This is a genomic window from Lutibacter sp. (assembly GCF_030692605.1).
Lineage (GTDB): Bacteria > Bacteroidota > Bacteroidia > Flavobacteriales > Flavobacteriaceae > Lutibacter.
The window spans coordinates 1-20,103 of the sequence record NZ_JAUYUD010000087.1 but is presented as its reverse complement, the minus strand read 5'-3'; the positions used below and the strand labels follow the sequence as shown (position 1 = coordinate 20,103).

Genomic DNA, 20,103 nt, shown 5'->3' with positions numbered 1-20,103 from the left:
TAGAAATACTGTGGCGAAGAATAAAATATCAATGGCTAGATTTCGATGCTTATAAATGCTTTAAAAACCTCAAAGAACAATTAAATTTAGTGCTGAATAATTTTGACATTAAATACGACATTAAATTTTAACCATTACTTAGTTTAACTTGTAACAATTGTTACTGAATGATTTATATCATAAATACGCCTTTTATTATAAGGTAATTTTGACGAATAATTAAAATTATAATTTATGAAAAATCTTATTTTTAGCAGTCTAACATTCCTATTCGTTTCACTTAATATATGTGCACAAGATTTAGCACCTTATATTAAAGTTGGGCAAAGTGGGGAGTCAATACAACATGTTTCAGAAAAAGTTATTAAAGCACTTGAAGATAATTCTTTTACTGTTTTAGGAAACTACCATCCAGCTAACAAAAGTGGATTAACAGTAATAGCTTTTACACGAACTGATTTAAAAAATACCGTAATTAAAGTTGCAGACAGAGGAGCCCTAGGAGCAGTCTTTAAAGTTGGTTTGGTTCAAGAAAATGGAAAAATAACCATTTCTTACACTAATCCAGATTACATTTTGAGAGCCTATTTAGGCGTAAATTACAATACCTACAAAGCTACTTTTGTAGATTTTAGCAACGATTTAAAATCAACTTTTGCAGTAATTGGAAAAGAGTTTAAACCTTTTGGAGGAACTGTTCAGGCAGATAAATTAGGTAAATATCATTACAAAGTAATGATGCCTTATTTCACAGATCCTGTAACTTTAAATGAATTTTCTTCTTTTGAAGAAGGACTTAAAACTATTGAAGCAAATTTGAAAACTAAAAAGGGTAATACTGTTCAAGTTTACAAAATTGTTTATCCAAATGAAAATATTGCGGTTTTTGGGGTTGGATTGCAAAGTGCGACAACCGGAGAGGCAAATTTTTTACCTAAAATTGGAGAATCACATGCAGCCGCAATGCCTTATGAAATAATCTTACAGGGTAAAACTGCTACAATGCTTCATGGAAGATATAGAATTGCTTTACATTGGCCAGATTTAACAATGGGAACTTTTATGAAAATTATGAGCACTCCTGGAGATATAGAAAATACTTTAAAAATATTGTGTAAGTAATTGAGTCAAAAAATCTAAAAAAAGAGGTTGTTTAAATTTAAACAACCTCTTTTTTTGTAATAAGATTAGCAACCCTTTTCGAAGCACCCTTACCACCTAATTTTTTTTCTAAATCAAAATAATTGAGAAATATTTTTTCACGATGTGAGGCTTCTAAAAGTCGTCTCAATTCAATTTCTAAATTTTTTGAATTACATTTATCTTGAATCAATTCAGTTACTACTTTCTGATCCATTATTAAATTTACCAAGGAAATATATTTTAATTTAACTAATTGTTTTCCAACTTGATAAGAAATCCAGCTCGTTTTATAACAGACTACTTCTGGCACTTTAAATAGTGCTGTTTCCAAGGTAGCAGTACCTGAAGTTACCATTGCAGCATAAGATATTGATAATAAATCGTACGTTTTATTACTTATAAATGCAACATTTGATTTTTTTATAAACTGCTTATAAAATTCATATTCCTGGCTAGGAGCACCGGCAATAACAAATTGATATTCGGAAAATTTATCTGTTAGCGTTAACATTACAGTTAGTAATTTTGTTATCTCTTGTTTTCTACTTCCAGGTAATAAGGCAATTATAGGTTTTTGCGATAGTTTATGTTCAATTCTAAATTCATTTTCGTCGACTTGAGATCTGTTTGCAATTGCATCAATCAATGGATGGCCAACAAAATGAACCTTAAATTGATGTTTTTTTTCATAAAAATCCTTTTCAAAAGGTAAAATAACACACATTTCATCAACATTGTGTTTAATTTGGTGAATCCTATTTTCTTTCCAAGCCCAAATTTGAGGAGAAATATAATACACTACTTTTATTCCATTTTTTTTTGCAAATTCAGCAATTCGCATATTAAACCCAGGATAGTCTATTAATACCAAAACATCAGGGTTAAAAGCAAGCAAGTCTTTTTTGCAAAAGCTAATATTTTTTAAAATGGCTCCAATATTCAATATAACTTCAGCAAAACCCATAAAAGCTAGTTCACGATAATGTTTAACTAAAGTTCCACCCACTTCATTCATTAAATCGCCACCCCAAAATCTTATATCGATGTTGGAATCTTCTTCAAACAGCGCTTTCATCAAGTTAGAACCGTGTAAATCTCCTGAAGCCTCACCCGAAATTATATAATATTTCATCATCTATTTTGAAAACAAAGTTAATAACAATACTAAAAAAGCAATTAAAAAAGTTTCCATTAAAACACCTCTAGCTCTATAAATTTGTTTCTTTTTGAGAAAAACAAAAAATACAAAAAAATTAGCTATTGCACCTAAAACCAATACCTTACCAGTTAAATTTCCTTCTAAAATTAAATTGATTGAAGTGCTAAAATCAAAGGGTGATATAAATTCAATAAACAAAAAACAACCAAATGCTGTTGCAATAAGGGCAATTACAAAACCTATTAAAATTTCTTTAAGCATAAAATTATAAATTCCAATCGTTTAATTTATGAATAAAATGATGCGCTGTTAAATCGAACTGCACTGGTACAATTGAAATATAATTGTTTGCCAAAGCCCATTCATCTGTATCTTCACCTTTATCCATATTCACAAATTTTCCAGTAAGCCAATAATACACTTTCCCTTGTGGGTTGATTCTTTTGTCGAACTCTTCTACCCAATTTGCTCTTGCCTGACGACAAATTTTGATACCCTCAAATGTTTTATTTTTCGGAAAATTAACGTTTAATACCACTCCATCTGGCAAACCATTTTTCAAAACATTTTCTGCAATCTGCTTAATATAACTTTTTAATGGTAAAAAATCTGCATCCCAAGAGTAATCTAATAACGAGAAACCGATGGCTGGAATCCCTTCAACACCGGCTTCAACTGCAGCGCTCATGGTACCTGAATAAATAACATTAATGGATGAATTTGATCCGTGATTAATACCAGAAACACATAAATCTGGTTTTCTATCTAAAATCTCACTAACCGCAAGCTTAACACAATCGGCGGGCGTGCCAGACGATTTAAACTCTTTTTGAGGCCCATCATCTACTTTTATTTCATCACAATAGAGCGTTTCACTAATAGTTACTGCGTGTCCCATTCCACTTTGTGGGCTATCGGGAGCAACAACAACAACGTCACCAATTTCTATCATTACTTCAATCAATGTTCGTAACCCTGGTGCCATGATTCCGTCATCATTAGTTACTAAAATTAACGGTTTTTTCTTCATTTTATATATATTAAAGAGCAAAGCTACTCTATTTTATATCAATTTTATCACTAAAACTTTAACATTTCGTAAATATTATAATGGTTTAAATTTAGTACTATTGTAAAAAATAAAAGCCATTTTATTTTGGAAAATTATCTTCTTTAATTGTTGAACAAACAGTTTTAAGAATAAAAATAAAAAAGTAATGCATCTCTCTTAAGAATATGTAAAAAAAGTTAAATTAGACTCCATTATAAAAATTGGCACTATTTTAGCTAATCTAGTAAAAACTATTAACAACAATATGATGTTTAAAAAATTTAGATTTTCATTGTCTTTTATCTTACTTGCTAGCTTTTTATTAAGTTTTCAAGCATCTGCAAACACAAATCAAGAACCAAAAGACAAGTTATTATTAACCATTTTGAAATATGTATTAACTGAAGGACATTATCAACCTCAAGAAATAAATGATCATTTTTCTGAACGAGTTTTTGATGGTTTTTTAGAGCGTCTAGATCCTACAAAACGATATTTTTTACAAAGTGATATTGACGAATTTAGCAACTATAAATTACTAATTGACGACCAAATAAAAAATGAAGATTTAACTTTTTTCTTTTTAGTTTATAATAGACTTGAACAACGTTTTGAAGATTCTAAACCTTATTATAAAGAGCTTCTTGAAAATCCATTTAATTTTGAGGACGATGAAATTTTAAATGTTGATTTTGAAAACCTTTCTTATGCAAAAAACACACAAGAAATTGTAAATACATGGCGTTTATATCTAAAATTCAATACATTATCTAGACTTCATGATAAACTAACTATTGAAAAGGATAAACAAATTGAAGATAATACTTATATTATTAAATCTTTAGATTATTTAGAAAATGAAGCACGATTAGCAACTTTAACAAATATGGATGAGACTTTTGATCGTATTAAGGAATTGACTTATACCGATTGGTTTTCAACTTTTATAAATAGTATTACCGAAGAATTTGATCCAAATACTAGTTATTTCGATCCAAGCGATAAAAAACGTTTTGACATTTCTATGGCTGGAAAATTAGAAGGAATTGGTGCACGACTACAAAAGAAAAATGATTATACAAAAGTAGTTGAGTTAATTTCTGGCGGTCCTGCTTGGAAACAAGGTGAACTTGAAGTGGAAGATTTAATTTTAAAAGTAGCTCAAGGCAATCAAAAACCACTTGATATAGTTGGAATGAGATTGGATGATGCCATTGAATTTATTAAAGGACAGAAAGGAACTGAGGTTAGACTAACTGTTAAAAAGATTGACGGAACCATTAAGATTATAAAAATAATAAGAGATATTGTTGAAATAGAAGAAACATTTATAAAATCTAGTATTGTTGAAAAAGATGGCAAAAATTTTGGAGTTATAAATCTTCCTAAATTCTATATAGATTTTGTTGAGGAAAATTATAGAAATTCAGCCACTGATATGGCACAAGAAATTGAAAGACTTAAAAGTGAAAATATTGAAGGCTTAGTTATTGATTTAAGAAATAATGGAGGTGGATCTTTGCAAACAGCAATTGAAATAACTGGGTTATTTATTAATAAAGGTCCTGTAGTTCAAGTAAAATATAGAGATAAAGCACCAGATATTAAAAACGATAAGGATCCTAGTGTAATATGGGACAAACCAGTTGTTGTTTTGGTAAATGAATTATCAGCTTCTGCGTCAGAAATATTTGCAGCAGCTATGCAAGATTATGGAAGAGCAGTAATTATTGGAGCTAAACAAACGTATGGAAAAGGAACAGTCCAAAGTGTTTTAGACCTAAATCGTTATCACAATATGGATGCCGATGTTGGTGCCCTAAAAATGACTATTCAAAAATTTTACAGAATTAATGGAGGATCTACCCAGCAAGAAGGGGTACATTCAGATATTATGTTACCTAGCAGATACACCTATATGGAAATTGGTGAACGTGATATTGAAAATTCTTTGAAATATGATAAAATTGCCCCAACACCTTATACATTGTGGGATAATTATCAAAATTTTAATGAAACCGTTAATAATAGCAAAAAAAGAATAGGCAGTAATGACTATTTTAAACTAATTGATAAAAATGCAAAATGGTTGAAAGAAAATCAAGATGATGCAACAGTTGAATTAAATCTTCAAAAATTTAGTGCCGAAATTGAAGCAACCATTCAAGAATCTAAACAATACGATCAATTAAAAAATTACACAACTAATTTAACATATAATTCCCCATTATATGAAACTCAACTTTTAGCTGATAATACTGATTTAGCTGAAAAAAGAAAAGTATGGCATTCAAATCTAAAAAAAGATATGTATGTAGAAGAGGCTATAAATGTTTTGAGTGAATTAAAAATTAAACCAAAATACCAATTGGTTAAAAATTAAATTATTGCAGAAACCCTTTAAGAAAGAGTTGATTGAAATCAACTCTTTTTTTATTTACAGTACATTTGTTTTTTAAAACCCATTTAATGAATTTCGAAATTACTTTTAAAACAAAATGGTCAGATTTTGACCCAAACCGTCATATGCGCCACACGGCATACAATGATTACGCAGCAGAAGTTAGGGTGCGCTTTTTTCAGGAACATGGACTTTCAATCAACGAATTTGCCAAATTAAATATTGGCCCAATTTTATTTAAAGAAGAAACTTCTTTTTTTAAAGAAATTCATATTGGTGAAAATATCACCGTTAAAATGGAATTGGAAGGTGTTTCTAAAGGCATTGAACGTTGGCGATTTAATCATCAAATTTTTAATGAAGCAGCAAATTAGCTGCAGAAATAAAAGTGTACGGAGCTTGGATAGATTTAATAAAAAGAAAACTAACTTCACTTCCATCAGAGTTTAAATCTATATTTGAAGATTTGCCTAAAACCAATAATTTCGAAGAAATACCCTTAAAAAGTGCTAAATAGAAAATTTATATATACTATTATTACATTATTTTTTACAGAAGGGTTTTACACTTATAATAATTATTCAAACTTATAAACCCTTAAAAACATTAACTTCATTCAAGTTATGAACATCTATTTTGCTGGGTATTAAGATATTATATGTTTTTTAAATCAAAAAAAACACTATCTTGCATTCCAATTAACCATAAATTTTTATAATTATGTTCACAAAATCGAATTTATTAGCAACTTTAGCTACAGGTATTTTCTTATTTTTTGGTGGCTATCTTATTTGGGGAGTATTAACTGTAGATTTTTTCGCACAACATGCAGGTTCTGCAACAGGGGTAATGAAAGACCCTATGAATTTGACTTATATTGCTCTTGGTTGTTTTGTTGAAGCTTTTTTCCTATCAACTATATATAGCAAATGGGCAAGAGATACGCATAGTGCCAAACAAGGTTTTGAACTTGGCGCAATGGTTGGAGCATTTATAGGTCTAGGTATGGGTTTATTATGGTATGGCACTACCAATTTTTCTGATTTAACAGGCGTTTTTGCTGAGGCAATTCTTGACATTATTTTTATAGGAATTGCTGGTGTAATTATTGCTTTAGTTTACAAATCAACGACAAGTAAGTAAATATCACAAAATAATTTTTTAAGAAAGCTTCTATATTTAGAGGCTTTCTTATTTTTTAAGTTTATTTTGCATAAAAAGATGTTCTTATAATCTTTTGAGATTATTTACAAAAAATAAAGAAAATCCTTCATTAAAAATGGAAAACAGAAAAATAATATATACTGTAATTACTATTCTATTCGCAACCGGATTTTATTTTTACGATCATTATTATGTTGAAAAAAAATCGTCAAGTAATACTCAAAACAATTCAACATTTAATTTTCTTCCAACTTCAACAACAAAGCAAATTATACACCATCAATTCTATTCACTTTCGTATAATGAAAAGTACGAACAAGCGGAGTGGGTTGCATATACATTAAAAAAAGACCATCTTAAAAACAATCAATTTAAAAGACCCTTTTTTGAACTAGACCCAAAGGTTACAACCAAAAGTGCCCATTATAAAAATTATAAAAACTCCGGTTACAACAAAGGGCATTTATGCCCAGCAGGAGATCGAAAATTCTCTGAAGAGGCATTTAATGAAACTTTTTTAACTTCAAATATTTCCCCTCAATTGTACGATTTTAATGGAGGAATTTGGAATAGATTGGAACAAAAAGTACGCTATTGGGCACAAAAATATGATAAATTATATGTTGTTACTGGTGGTGTTTTAAACGATAATTTAAAAACTATTGGAAGTGAAAAAGTGGCAGTTCCAAACTATTTTTATAAAATAATTTTAGACAATACCAAACCCAAAATAAAAGCAATTGCATTTTTAATACCTCACGAGGAAACTGAAAAAGGTTTATACTATTTTGTTACAAGTATTGATGAAATAGAAAAATTAACGGGTATTGATTTTTTTTATGATTTACCCGATGAAATTGAAAATAACATTGAAGCATCTGATAATTACACCTTGTGGAGCCTTCATAAATAGTTGTGTTTTTACAAATTTTTTAAACTTTGAGTATTTATATTTAAACTAAAAAATATATAATATGTTATGCTTCAACTATTTAATAATAGTTTATAAAATTAGGATTATAATTAAAAAAAAATTACTTTTATCATTTAACTATTACTGTTTATTAGTTATAGCTCCCTGATTATATATAAAAAACAACAATTTACTTTTAATCATAGCTTTTTTGGACTCATAAATCACAAAAAATAGTAGAATAGAAAAAAATGATTTAAACAAATTCAGCAAATACAAATTTTTTAGTTTTTATTTAAAATTGGGTATGATATTAAAACAAAACTACACTGAAAAGGTATTAGAATTTATTCATGAAAAAGGTGTAGGGTCTTTAAATTACCAATTTTTAAATTCGTTTTCTGAGTTTCTTGCCGAATTATTTCAAGTTGAATATGTATTGATTGACAAATATTTTCTTGAAAATCCAGGTATTGTTGAAACAGTGGCATTATATAGTAATAATGGCATTGCACCAAATATTACCTATGAATTAACAGATACTCCTTGTGAAAATGTTATAAACAAAAAATTGTGCTCTTACCCATCTAACATTCAAAAATTATTTCCAAAAGATGAAATGTTAGTTAACATGAAAGCTGAAAGTTATATTGGTATTCCTCTTTGGAGCGCTAAAGGTGAACCTATCGGATTAATAGCTATTTTAGGCACAAAGGAATTGCAAAATGTTAAATCAATTGAAACTGCACTTCAAATAGTTGCCTTAAAAGCAGCTCAGGTTCTTGAAAAAGTTCTTTTTGAGGCTGTTTTTGAGAATCAAATTAATCAATTGAAAGAAAGTGAAGAAAATTACCAACATTTATTTAATGAGAACCCAATTTCACTATGGGAAGAAGATTTTAGTTACGGCTATCGCAAAATACAAGAATTATTAGCTTCAGGCATTAAGGACATTCAAAAATACTACCATGAAAACCCAGAATTTTTTATTGAATGCATTTCAAATGTAATAATATCGAATGTAAATGATGCTTCCGTTAAATTATTTAAAGCTAAAGATAAAGAAGACCTTATAAACAATATTCATAAAATCAGAACTGAAAATGCCCTTGTCCAATATGAAAAAATTGTAGTTGATATTTTAAAAGGTAACAAGGAGGTTATCTACGAAGTGGTTTTTAAAAACTTCTTAGGTGATGACGTTGTTGGAATTGTAAAAGTCAATTTATTTCATAATAAAAATAAAAATGAACTAAAAGCAATTATTTCAATTTCAGATATTACGGATAGAGTTAAATCTGAAAAGGAATTGTTAAAAAGTGAAGAAAAATTCAGAAATATAGTTGAAAACACTTCAGAATGGATTTGGGCAACCAATGAAAAGGGAATATTTAACTATTGCAATCACATGGTTGAAGAGATTACAGGATTTTTACCACAGGAATTAATGGGTAAATCTATTTATTCATTTTTATCCAAATCAGTAACACAGTCGGCCAAAGAACTGATTAAAAAACAAGTGTCCAAAAAAATTGGATGGAAAAACTTAATTATAAAAGTTCGAGATAAAAATGGTAAAAAAATTATTTTAGACTCATTTGCGAATCCAATTTTTTGTAAAAATGGAAATTTCATTGGTTTTCAAGGAGTAAATAGAGATATTACCTTTAAAGAAAATGCCATTTCTGAAATGAAAAAGCTTTCAACAGTCGTTGAGCAAAGTGCAAACTCTATAATTATAACAGATACCGAGGGAACTATTGAATATGTAAATAAAAAATTTACTGATATTACTGGTTATACTTCTGATGAAGCTATAGGTAAAAATCCGCGATTTTTAAATTCGAGTACTCAACCTAAAGAATATTTTACCAATTTATGGGAAACTGTAAAAGGAGGAGCTATTTGGCAAGGTCAATTTATAAATAAAGCTAAAAACGGCAACTTATTTTGGGAAGAAACTACCATTACTCCCATAAAAAATGAGCAAGGGAAAATTGTAAATTTTCTGGCTATAAAACAAGATATTACTGAACTCAAAAAAAATGAATTAGATTTAAAGGAAAGTGAACGTAAATTGCTAGATGCCCAAAATATTGCCCAAATAGGCACTTATTTCTTAGATTTAAAAAGCAAATTATTTACAAGTTCATATATTTTTGATAAGATTTCAGGTTTTAAACCAAAAGACACTAAAACATTTGATGTTTGGAGAACCCTAATACATCCTAAAGATAGTAAAGACAATCAAAAAACATTGAACAGTTGTATTGAAAATGGAGAAAAATTTGATAGAGAATATCGGATTTTCACAAAAGGCACAAAGAAATTAAAATGGATTCATGGTTTAGGTGAAATAACTTATGAAGAAGGCGAACCAATTAGTTTTTCAGGCACTATTCAAGACATCACTGAACGTAAAAATGCAGAAATAAAAATAAAAGAGCAAAACAAAATACTTAAAATAGCAAAAGAAAAAGCAGAAGAAAGCGACCACTTAAAAACCGAATTTTTAAATAATATGTCGCACGAAATTAGAACACCTATGAATGGTATTTTAGGTTTCACAGCACTATTATCTAACCCCGATTTAAGTTTAGAGCGCAGAAAGCAATACATAACCATAATTCAAAATAGTGGAAATCAATTGTTACAGGTAATCGATGATATTTTAGAAATATCTAGATTGGAAACAAAACAAGTTACGACACAAGAAAATAAAGTAAATCTTAATTCATTATTATTTGAATTATTTTCAATATTTAATTTAAAAGCAAAAGAGCAGAACATACCATTATACTTTTATAAAGGATTAACCGATACCCAAAGCAATATAATTACCGATGAGGGCAAACTGCTGAAAATATTGAATAACTTGTTAGAAAATGCGTTTAAATTTACAAATATTGGTCATATATCTCTTGGTTATGAATTAAAAAATAATTTTATAGAAATATACGTAAGTGATACAGGTATAGGCATTGCAAAAGAAAAACAATCCAGTATTTTTGATCGATTTGCACAAGAGGAGAAAGAGTTATCCCAAAAATTTGGAGGTCTTGGACTAGGTCTTTCAATAGCCAAAGAAAATAGTGAATTATTAAAGGGAAAAATTAAATTAAAATCAGAAAAAGGGATTGGATCTAAATTTACAGTGTGCATTCCATACGTTCCAAATTATTCAAATGAAGATAAAACAATTATTGAAAAAAAAATAAACCCCGTTATGAAATCAATTTTAATTGCCGAAGATGAAGAAGTAAACTATCTATTTTTAGAAATGTTACTCGTTGATTCTTTTAACTTAGATTATAAAATATTACATGCGAAAAATGGTATTGAAGCTGTAGAAATTTGCAAAAACAACAATACTATTAATTTAGTTTTAATGGACATTAAAATGCCAAAAATGAATGGATTTGAGGCTACAATACTTATAAAAGAACTAAATCCAACACTAACGGTGGTTGCTCAAACGGCTTATTCAACTCCTGAAGATAAAGAAAAAGCACATAATGCCGGTTGTAACGACTTTATTTCAAAACCAATTACTCGAAAAAACTTAGAACCAATTTTAACAAAATATTTAAACATTTAAAACTTCGTATTAGGCGACTTAAAAGATGCTGTTTAAAAAGGCTGAAAACTCGTCATTAAGAATTTCTCTAGCTACACTGAATCTTCTATTTCATTTAATCTTACTTACATAAAAAAAGCCCTTCTTTTCAGAAGAGCTTTGTGCGGGCGAAAAGACTCGAACTTTCACACCTTGCGGCACCAGATCCTAAGTCTGGCGTGTCTACCAATTCCACCACGCCCGCGTGATAATTGTGGGTGCAAATATACACAATACTTGCAAATTGCAAAGTAGATTTACATATTTTTTAACTAATTTTAATTTCATAAAAAATTACTATTTTTGAAGAAAATAATATTATTTCAATGAAAAATATCAAGTTATATGTTCAAGAGCATAAAAGTCGGTTTATTAATGAACTGGTTGAATTACTAAAAATACCTTCAGTAAGTGCCGATACTGCTTATAGTCAAGATGTAATTAATACTGCCACCGCGGTAAAAATAGCATTAGAAAAAGCAGGGTGCGATATGGTAGAAATTTGCGAAACTCCTGGTTACCCAATTGTATATGGTGAAAAAATTATAGACCCAAAACTTCCAACAATTTTAGTTTATGGTCATTATGATGTACAGCCGGCAGACCCACTCGAACTATGGACATCTCCACCATTTGAACCTGTAATAAAAAAAACAGAAATACATCCAGATGGAGCCATTTTTGCTCGTGGTGCTTGTGACGATAAAGGACAAATGTACATGCACGTAAAAGCATTAGAATATATGACCTCTACCGGAAATTTACCTTGTAATGTTAAATTTATGATTGAAGGGGAAGAGGAAATTGGATCTACAAGTTTAGCTTGGTTTGTTGAACGCAATCAAGAAAAATTAGCGAACGATGTTATTTTAATTTCAGATACTGGTATGATTTCTAATAGCCAACCCTCTATAACTACTGGGTTAAGAGGCTTAAGTTATGTTGAAGTTGAAGTTACTGGACCTAATAGAGATTTACATTCTGGTTTATATGGAGGCGCTGTTGCCAATCCAATAAACATATTGGCTAAAATGATTGCTTCTTTACATGATGAAAATAATCGCATAACAATTCCTGGTTTTTATGATAAAGTACAAGATTTATCTGACGAAGAAAGAGCAGAAATGGCAAAAGCGCCTTTCTCATTAGACGCCTATAAAAAGGCTCTAGACCTTGAAGAAGTTTATGGAGAAACTGGTTACACAACCAATGAACGCACTTCAATAAGACCAACATTAGACGTAAATGGTATTTGGGGAGGTTATACAGGCCAAGGAGCAAAAACTGTTATTGCCAGTTCTGCCTTTGCAAAGATATCTATGCGCTTGGTTCCTAACCAAGATTGGCAAGAAATAACAGAATTATTCAAAACCCATTTTGAAGCAATTGCTCCAAAATCGGTAACTGTAAAAGTAAAACCACATCACGGTGGGCAAGGATATGTTACTCCTATAGACAATATTGCATACAAAGCAGCCAATAAAGCATATTCAGAAAGTTTTGGTGTTACATCTATTCCTCAACGTTCTGGGGGGAGTATTCCAATAGTTGCGCTTTTTGAGAAAGAGTTAAAAAGTAAAACAATTTTAATGGGATTTGGTTTGGCTAGTGATGCTATACATTCTCCTAATGAGCATTTTGGAGTGTTTAACTACCTAAAAGGCATCGAAACTATTCCTTTATTTTATAAATATTTTACAGAAATGAGTAAATAAAAAAGTTTAAAGCGCAGTTGAGAAATATAAAATCATTTCGACTGCGCTAAAAACTACTAATTGTATACTATTTTTGGATTCACGAAAATTATATCGTTTTATTTGCCAATTGCCCACAAGCAGCGTCAATATCTTTTCCTCTACTTCTTCTAACATTTACAATGATATCATTCATTTCTAACACGCTGATATAATCATCGATAGCCATATCTGTAGCTTGCACAAAATCAGGCTCATCAATACTATTATATTCAATTAAATTCACCTTACAAGGCACATTTTTACAAAATGCTACCAAGGCATCAATTGCCTCTCTATTATCATTTATTCCTTTCCAAACAACGTATTCGTAAGTAACTCTACTTTCTGTTTTTGAATACCAATATTCTAAAGATTCTTTTAATTCGGTTAAAGGAAAAGCCTTACTAAATGGCATAATTTTATTTCTTACTTCTTCTATACCGGAATGCAAAGAAACTGCTAAATTAAATTTCACCTCGTCATCGGCTAATTTTCTAATCATTTTTGGTATTCCAGAAGTTGAAACAGTTATTCTTCTAGGCGACATTCCTAAACCTTCTGGTGAAGTTATTTTATCAATGGCGAGCAAAATATTATTGTAATTCATTAAAGGTTCTCCCATTCCCATAAATACAATATTTGATAATTTATGGTTGTATGTTTTTAAACTTTCATCATTAATGGCACTTACCTGATCAAAAATTTCATCTGGATTTAAATTTCTCATTTTTTTTAATCGGGCTGTCGCACAAAACAAACAATCTAAACTACAACCTACTTGGCTAGAAACACAAGCCGTTGTTCTAGAATTTGTAGGAATTAAAACAGATTCAACAATTAACCCATCGTGAAGGGTAACTACATTTTTAACCGTACCATCTTTACTTCTTTGAAAATTATCAACCACAATATGGTTAATAACAAAGTGTTCGACTAACATTTTTCTTGTTTCCAATGAAAGATTTGTCATATCTTCAAAAGTATGTGCACTTTTACTCCAAAGCCATTCATACACCTGATTTCCTCTAAATGATTTATCTCCGTTTTTTACAAAAAAATCACGCAGTTGTTCTTTAGTTAATGAACGTATGTCTGTTTTCGAACTCATTTATAATGGTGTTATAAAAAGATTCCCGCAGTTGCGGGAATCAAATCATAAAAAATATTTTATTTTAAATAATTAGCATCGCATCTCCGTACGAATAGAATTTATATTTTTCTTTAACTGCTACATCATAGGCTTCCATTAAAAAATCGTACCCTGCAAATGCAGCTGCCATCATCATTAACGTTGATTTTGGAGTATGAAAATTAGTAACCATACAATTTGCAATACTAAAATCGTAGGGTGGAAAAATAAATTTATTGGTCCATCCAGTATATGCATTTAAACGATAATCTGAAGAAACAGAACTTTCAATAGCCCTCATTGTAGTTGTGCCAATTGCACAAATTCTTTTTTTCCTATTTATAGCACTATTTACAGTTTCAATAGTTTCTTCATTAATACTAATTTGTTCCGAATCCATTTTATGCTTAGACAAATCTTCAACCTCAACTGGGCTAAAAGTTCCTAAACCTACATGTAATGTAACTTCTGCAAAATCAACACCTTTAATTTCCAAACGTTTCATTAAATGTTTAGAAAAATGCAAACCGGCAGTTGGCGCAGCAACAGCACCCTCGTGTTTTGCATAAATAGTTTGATATCTTTCTTGATCACTTTCATTAACTGGTCTGTTAATGTATTTTGGAAGTGGTGTTTCTCCTAGTTCTTCTAATTTTTTTCTAAATTCTTCATAAGATCCATCATACAAAAAACGCAATGTTCTTCCTCTAGAGGTTGTGTTGTCTATTACCTCAGCAACTAAACTTTCATCATCTCCAAAAAACAATTTATTTCCAATTCTTATTTTTCGAGCTGGATCTACCAATACATCCCATAATCTGCTTTCGGCATTTAATTCTCTCAATAAGAAAACCTCTATACGTGCGCCTGTTTTTTCCTTCTCACCATACATTCTTGCTGGAAAAACTTTGGTGTTATTTAAAATCATTAAATCACCTTCATCAAAATAATCAATAATATCCCTAAAAAGTTTATGCTCAATGGTTTGAGTCTTTCTATTAAGTACCATTAACCGAGATTCATCTCTGTTCTCTGCTGGATATTCTGCTAATAAATTTTCTGGCAATTCGAATCTAAAATGCGATAATTTCATGTAGTTTTTTTCTTTAATGAGCGCAAATATACAACATCGGCATAGGCGTTGTCAAGTGATTATCAATAAAAGTTTGTTAAAGAGATAATTATGAAGTTATTTTTCTAAAATCTTCCCAAAAATTAGGGTACGATTTTGAAACTACATTTGGATCTTCAATCGCAATGGCAACCTTAGTTGCTAGTGGCGCAAAGGCCATTGCCATTCTGTGATCATCATAGGTTGAAATGCATATATTCTCATTAATAATACGGCTTCGTTTTAAATGCAGAGACTCATTCGTAATTTCTATCTCACCTCCTAATTTTTCCAATTCGTTTTTTAACGCAATCAATCGATCAGTTTCCTTAATCTTTAGTGTGTGCAATCCTTTTATATTACATTCTATTCCTAATCCAAAACAAGTTACTACAATAGTTTGAGCAATGTCTGGTGCAGATTTCAAGTTTAAATTTAAACCTCTATTAATTACTGTGTTGTTGTTTTTTAATAGTAGTTTATTATCTTCAAATATTGTTTCAACGCCTAATCTACTATACATCGTTGCCAAAATTGAATCTCCTTGTAAACTATTATTTTTATAGGTTGAGAGTGTTATTTCAGAATTAGGACTCAATGCACTAAGACTATAATAATACGATGCTGAACTCCAATCAGACTCTATTTCAATTATTTTGTTCTTAATTGCTCTTTTAGGTGAAACTACAATTGTTTTTCCCACCCACCTATAAGATATTCCAACAGAATCAAGTAATTTTAAAGTCATTTTTATATATGGAACTGAGGTAACTTCTCCTTTAAATTTTAAAACCAATCCTCTTTTTAAGGTTGGTGCAATTAATAATAACGCTGAAATATATTGACTACTTACATTACCATCTATTTCAATTTCATTTTTAACTAGTTTAGCACTCTTTATTCTTAAAGGTGGGAAACCATCCTTTTCTATATATGATATGGAAGCTCCCAAGTCTCTTAAAGCATCCACCAAAATTTTAATTGGTCTGTTTTTCATTCGTTCAGAACCTGTTAAAATAATTTCAGAATTTTCTTTTACAGAAAAATATGCTGTTAAAAAACGCATTGCTGTACCAGCATGACCAATATTTATTTCGCTAGAATTACTTTCCAACGCTTTTTGCAATAAAACCGAATCGTCAGAATTTGAACAATTTTCAATTTTTAAATTAGGATAAGATTGCTGTAAAATCAATAATCTGTTGGTTTCACTTTTTGAACCCGTAATTTGAATATTCCCATTTACTGGCTTACTAATTTTATTTATTTTTAACGAATCCATCCTTTATTCAATTGTTACTTAAAATAAAATATTTTTTTATAGATTTACTTTTCATTTTATTATCAATCAATTCAACCAAACATCATGAAAAAATACTTTTTATTACTTAGTTGCTTCTTTTTTATTTCAGCGTACAAAGTTAACGCACAAAAAATAATATCCAAATTTAGTGAAGAATTTTACAAATCTACTGAATGGCGAAATATTGGACCGTTTAGAGGTGGAAGAAGTGCTGCGGTAACAGGTGTTGCAAATAAACCTAACCTATATTATTTTGGTGCCACAGGCGGTGGAGTTTGGAAAACTACAGATGCTGGAAATACTTGGAGTAACATTTCTGATGGTTTTTTTGGTGGCTCAGTTGGTGCTGTGTCAGTTAGCGAATCTGATCCAAATACCATTTATGTTGGTAATGGAGAAAAAACAATTCGAGGCAATGTTTCTTCAGGTGATGGAATGTGGAAATCTGTTGATGCCGGTAAAACATGGAGTAATATAGGGTTAAAAAATTCGAGACATATTCCAAGAGTCCGAATTCATCCAAAAAATTCAGAAATTGTATTTGCTGCTGTTCTAGGCGATATTTATAAATCTTCTGAAGAAAGAGGAATTTACAAATCTATTGATGGTGGAAAAAATTGGAAACGCGTTTTATTTTCAAATGCTAATGCTGGAGCAATAGATTTAATAATTGACCCAACCAATTCGCGAATTTTATATGCAACAACATGGAATGTTAGAAGAACACCTTATAGTTTATCAAGCGGTGGCGATGGTTCATCCCTTTGGAAAAGCACCGATGAAGGAGAATCTTGGATAAATATTTCGAACAATGAAGGGTTACCAAAAGGAATTTGGGGTATAAGTGGTGTAACGGTTTCACCTTTAAATGGTGATATTGTTTGGGCCTTAATTGAAAATAAAGATGGTGGCGTTTATAAATCTATCGATGGTGGAAAAACTTGGAAACTTTTTAACTCAGACAGAGCATTACGACAAAGAGCTTGGTATTATACCCGTATATATGCTGATACTAAAGATGAAAATACTTTATACGTTGTTAATGTAAATTACCATCAATCTAAAGATGGTGGTAAAACATTTAAATCGTTTAACGCCCCTCATGGAGATCATCACGATTTATGGATTTCTCCAGAAGACAATCAGCGTATGATTATTGGAGATGACGGTGGGGCTCAAATAAGTTTTGATGCTGGTGAAAATTGGACAACCTATCATAACCAGCCTACTTCTCAAATCTATAGAATAACAACTGATAATCATTTTCCATATAGAATCTATGGTGCACAGCAAGATAATTCAACCATTAGAATTTCTCATAGAACAAATGGAGGAACCATTGGAGAACAAGATTGGCAAGAAACTGCCGGTGGCGAAAGTGCTCATATTGCCGTTGACCCTTTAAATAACGATATTGTTTATGGCGGAAGTTATGGAGGTTTGCTTACACGAGTTAACCATAAAACTGACGAATCAAGAGTTATTAATGTTTGGCCAGATGATCCAATGGGGCATGGTGCGGAAGATATGAAATATCGTTTTCAATGGAATTACCCTATTTTCTTTTCACCTCATAATCAAAAGAAAATGTATACCACTTCAAATCATGTGCATGTTACCTATAATGAAGGACAATCTTTTGAAGTTATAAGTCCCGATTTAACACGAAATGATCCAAAAACATTAGGTCCGTCTGGTGGTCCAATCACAAAAGACAATACTGGTGTAGAGTATTATGGAACTATATTTGCCGCTATGGAATCGCCTTTTGAAAAAAATTTAATTTGGACTGGTTCTGATGATGGATTGGTTCATGTAACAAAAGATGGTGGTAAAAATTGGAGTAATGTTACTCCACCAAAAATGCCTGAATGGACAATGATAAACTGTATTGAAGCAGATCCTTTTACTTTAGGCGGTGCTTATATTGTTGGCACTCGTTATAAATCTGGAGATTACGCACCTTATATATACAAAACCGAAGATTATGGAAAATCTTGGAAATCAATTACTAATGGTATTGGTTCCGAGCATTTTACCAGAACCTTAAGAGCCGATCCAAAAAGAAAAGGGTTGTTATTTTCAGGCACCGAAAAAGGAATGTATGTAAGTTTTGATGATGGATTAAACTGGGATTCTTTTCAATTAAACCTTCCAATTGTACCCATTACAGATTTAGCTATCAAAAATAATAATTTGATTGCTGCCACTCAAGGAAGATCATTTTGGATTATAGACGATTTAACGCCATTCCATCAACTTAATAACACATTAATTTCAAAAGATAATTTCCTATTTAAACCTATGGATAGTTACCGAATGGGCGGAAGTAGTAGAACTTCAAAAACTGCAGGAAAAAATCATCCTGGTGGTGTTTTAATTAATTATTTTATTAAAAATCTAACGGAAAAAGATACAGTGGCGCTAACTATTTTAGATGAAAAAGGATTAATTATTAAAACTTTTTCTAATAAACCTAATGAGGAAGCAAATGAAGATGAACTTAAAGTAAAACAAGGTTCAAATACCTTTAACTGGGATATGCAATACCCAGAGGCTGAAAAAATTAAAGGAATGATTCTTTGGTGGGCTTCACTAAATGGTCCTATGGCATTACCGGGATCGTATTCTGTTAAATTGTTCAAAAACAAGATAGAGGTTTCTACTCAGGATTTTAATATAATAAAAGATCCTAGAAGCAGTGCAAATGATGATGATTTAAAAACACAATTTGATTTTATTATTGACATTCAACAAAAACTGACTGACATTCATAAAACATTAAAAAATATCACTAAAATAAAAGAACAAATAAGTTATGTAAAAAAGTCAATTTCTGATAAAGAAAAGCATAAAGACATTTTGGATTTATGTAAAAAAATTGAGGAAAGCTTAACACTTCATGAAAACGAATTATATCAAACTAAAAGCAAGAGCAGTCAAGACCCGTTAAATTTTCCTATTAAATTAAACAACAAACTCGCACATTTAAATGCGCTTAGCTCCATTGGAGATTACAAACCAACAGATCAAGCAATTACTTTTAAAAATGAATTAGTGATTTTAATAGATAAAGAGCTAGAAAAAATTAATTCTATTTTCAATAGCGATATTAAAGAACTTAACAAAAAAGTGAAGGAAAGTGAGATTAATTTTATTAATTTGAAATAAACCAAAAAAAGGAGATTCAGTGTAAATTTGAATCTCCTTTTTTAAATTAATTACCAATTACTTTTTAATGCGAATTAAGGGTTAAAAATCACAAGAAAAAAGCAAAAAATTTATGATAAAAAGCAATAAAATATTTGCATAAAAGCCTGATAATCAGTATATTTATAGTGAATTTCAAACATTATAAAAAACATGATTAATCAGGC

At 30.2% G+C, this 20,103-nt stretch carries 14 protein-coding genes and 1 tRNA gene; 8 read left to right on the top strand and 7 right to left on the bottom strand.

Annotation, left to right across the window (positions count from 1 at the left end; genetic code table 11):
• Positions 1-234 precede the first annotated feature (234 nt).
• Complete coding sequence (locus Q8S45_RS08670; protein ID WP_305603763.1) at positions 235-1,122, top strand: hypothetical protein; 888 nt, start codon at positions 235-237, stop codon at positions 1,120-1,122.
• A 37-nt stretch (positions 1,123-1,159) separates the two neighbouring features.
• On the opposite strand, the gene lpxB is transcribed toward Q8S45_RS08670, so the two are convergent.
• From lpxB to surE, 3 genes are read right to left on the bottom strand one after another with little or no spacing between them, the layout of a single operon-like run.
• Complete coding sequence (gene lpxB, locus Q8S45_RS08665; RefSeq protein WP_305603769.1) at positions 1,160-2,275, bottom strand: lipid-A-disaccharide synthase; 1,116 nt, start codon at positions 2,273-2,275, stop codon at positions 1,160-1,162.
• Positions 2,276-2,278: 3 nt separating this feature from the next.
• Positions 2,279-2,563 (bottom strand): hypothetical protein, encoded by a 285-nt coding sequence (locus tag Q8S45_RS08660; protein WP_305603760.1) that lies wholly within the window; start codon positions 2,561-2,563, stop codon positions 2,279-2,281.
• 4 nt (positions 2,564-2,567) lie between these two features.
• Positions 2,568-3,332: a 5'/3'-nucleotidase SurE gene (surE, locus tag Q8S45_RS08655; RefSeq protein ID WP_305603757.1), complete on the bottom strand. Its 765-nt coding sequence runs from the start codon at positions 3,330-3,332 to the stop codon at positions 2,568-2,570.
• Positions 3,333-3,618: 286 nt separating this feature from the next.
• On the opposite strand from surE, the gene Q8S45_RS08650 reads away from it, so the two are divergent.
• From Q8S45_RS08650 to Q8S45_RS08630, 5 genes are all read left to right on the top strand, one after another.
• The gene (locus tag Q8S45_RS08650; RefSeq protein WP_371133004.1) at positions 3,619-5,736 is read left to right on the top strand and encodes a carboxy terminal-processing peptidase; all 2,118 of its coding nucleotides are present in this window, start codon (positions 3,619-3,621) and stop codon (positions 5,734-5,736) included.
• An 86-nt stretch (positions 5,737-5,822) separates the two neighbouring features.
• On the top strand, positions 5,823-6,128 hold the full coding sequence (locus Q8S45_RS08645) for a thioesterase family protein (protein ID WP_305603755.1): 306 nt from the start codon (positions 5,823-5,825) through the stop codon (positions 6,126-6,128).
• Between the two features lie 346 nt (positions 6,129-6,474).
• Positions 6,475-6,897 carry a hypothetical protein gene (locus tag Q8S45_RS08640; protein ID WP_305603752.1) on the top strand — a complete coding sequence of 141 codons (423 nt, stop codon included), beginning with the start codon at positions 6,475-6,477 and terminating at the stop codon, positions 6,895-6,897.
• Between the two features lie 136 nt (positions 6,898-7,033).
• Complete coding sequence (locus Q8S45_RS08635) at positions 7,034-7,831, top strand: DNA/RNA non-specific endonuclease (RefSeq protein ID WP_305603749.1); 798 nt, start codon at positions 7,034-7,036, stop codon at positions 7,829-7,831.
• A gap of 307 nt (positions 7,832-8,138) precedes the next feature.
• Positions 8,139-11,429 (top strand): PAS domain-containing hybrid sensor histidine kinase/response regulator, encoded by a 3,291-nt coding sequence (locus Q8S45_RS08630; protein WP_305603746.1) that lies wholly within the window; start codon positions 8,139-8,141, stop codon positions 11,427-11,429.
• Positions 11,430-11,570: 141 nt separating this feature from the next.
• Here the strand turns inward: Q8S45_RS08630 and Q8S45_RS08625 are convergent.
• A tRNA-Leu gene (locus tag Q8S45_RS08625) sits at positions 11,571-11,652 on the bottom strand.
• Between the two features lie 121 nt (positions 11,653-11,773).
• On the opposite strand from Q8S45_RS08625, the gene Q8S45_RS08620 reads away from it, so the two are divergent.
• Positions 11,774-13,162: a dipeptidase gene (locus Q8S45_RS08620; RefSeq protein ID WP_305603743.1), complete on the top strand. Its 1,389-nt coding sequence runs from the start codon at positions 11,774-11,776 to the stop codon at positions 13,160-13,162.
• An 88-nt stretch (positions 13,163-13,250) separates the two neighbouring features.
• Here the strand turns inward: Q8S45_RS08620 and rlmN are convergent, their stop codons facing one another.
• The 3 genes from rlmN to Q8S45_RS08605 form a co-directional block, all read right to left on the bottom strand.
• Complete coding sequence (rlmN, locus tag Q8S45_RS08615; RefSeq protein WP_305603740.1) at positions 13,251-14,291, bottom strand: 23S rRNA (adenine(2503)-C(2))-methyltransferase RlmN; 1,041 nt, start codon at positions 14,289-14,291, stop codon at positions 13,251-13,253.
• A gap of 64 nt (positions 14,292-14,355) precedes the next feature.
• Positions 14,356-15,405: a tRNA preQ1(34) S-adenosylmethionine ribosyltransferase-isomerase QueA gene (gene queA, locus Q8S45_RS08610; protein WP_305603737.1), complete on the bottom strand. Its 1,050-nt coding sequence runs from the start codon at positions 15,403-15,405 to the stop codon at positions 14,356-14,358.
• Between the two features lie 88 nt (positions 15,406-15,493).
• Positions 15,494-16,705 carry a 3-phosphoshikimate 1-carboxyvinyltransferase gene (locus Q8S45_RS08605; protein WP_305603734.1) on the bottom strand — a complete coding sequence of 404 codons (1,212 nt, stop codon included), beginning with the start codon at positions 16,703-16,705 and terminating at the stop codon, positions 15,494-15,496.
• A gap of 84 nt (positions 16,706-16,789) precedes the next feature.
• On the opposite strand from Q8S45_RS08605, the gene Q8S45_RS08600 reads away from it, so the two are divergent.
• Entirely contained in the window at positions 16,790-19,897 is a 3,108-nt protein-coding gene (locus Q8S45_RS08600) for a glycosyl hydrolase (protein ID WP_305603731.1), read from the top strand.
• Positions 19,898-20,103: the final 206 nt, after the last annotated feature.

What these genes read in the sequence shown, in the direction of transcription:
- Q8S45_RS08670 (WP_305603763.1), top strand. Translation starts at nt 235, where the DNA reads ATGAAAAATCTTATTTTTAGCAGTCTAACATTCCTATTCGTTTCACTT.
- lpxB (WP_305603769.1), bottom strand. Translation starts at nt 2,275, where the DNA reads ATGAAATATTATATAATTTCGGGTGAGGCTTCAGGAGATTTACACGGT.
- Q8S45_RS08660 (WP_305603760.1), bottom strand. Translation starts at nt 2,563, where the DNA reads ATGCTTAAAGAAATTTTAATAGGTTTTGTAATTGCCCTTATTGCAACA.
- surE (WP_305603757.1), bottom strand. Translation starts at nt 3,332, where the DNA reads ATGAAGAAAAAACCGTTAATTTTAGTAACTAATGATGACGGAATCATG.
- Q8S45_RS08650 (WP_371133004.1), top strand. Translation starts at nt 3,619, where the DNA reads ATGATGTTTAAAAAATTTAGATTTTCATTGTCTTTTATCTTACTTGCT.
- Q8S45_RS08645 (WP_305603755.1), top strand. Translation starts at nt 5,823, where the DNA reads ATGAATTTCGAAATTACTTTTAAAACAAAATGGTCAGATTTTGACCCA.
- Q8S45_RS08640 (WP_305603752.1), top strand. Translation starts at nt 6,475, where the DNA reads ATGTTCACAAAATCGAATTTATTAGCAACTTTAGCTACAGGTATTTTC.
- Q8S45_RS08635 (WP_305603749.1), top strand. Translation starts at nt 7,034, where the DNA reads ATGGAAAACAGAAAAATAATATATACTGTAATTACTATTCTATTCGCA.
- Q8S45_RS08630 (WP_305603746.1), top strand. Translation starts at nt 8,139, where the DNA reads ATGATATTAAAACAAAACTACACTGAAAAGGTATTAGAATTTATTCAT.
- Q8S45_RS08620 (WP_305603743.1), top strand. Translation starts at nt 11,774, where the DNA reads ATGAAAAATATCAAGTTATATGTTCAAGAGCATAAAAGTCGGTTTATT.
- rlmN (WP_305603740.1), bottom strand. Translation starts at nt 14,291, where the DNA reads ATGAGTTCGAAAACAGACATACGTTCATTAACTAAAGAACAACTGCGT.
- queA (WP_305603737.1), bottom strand. Translation starts at nt 15,405, where the DNA reads ATGAAATTATCGCATTTTAGATTCGAATTGCCAGAAAATTTATTAGCA.
- Q8S45_RS08605 (WP_305603734.1), bottom strand. Translation starts at nt 16,705, where the DNA reads ATGGATTCGTTAAAAATAAATAAAATTAGTAAGCCAGTAAATGGGAAT.
- Q8S45_RS08600 (WP_305603731.1), top strand. Translation starts at nt 16,790, where the DNA reads ATGAAAAAATACTTTTTATTACTTAGTTGCTTCTTTTTTATTTCAGCG.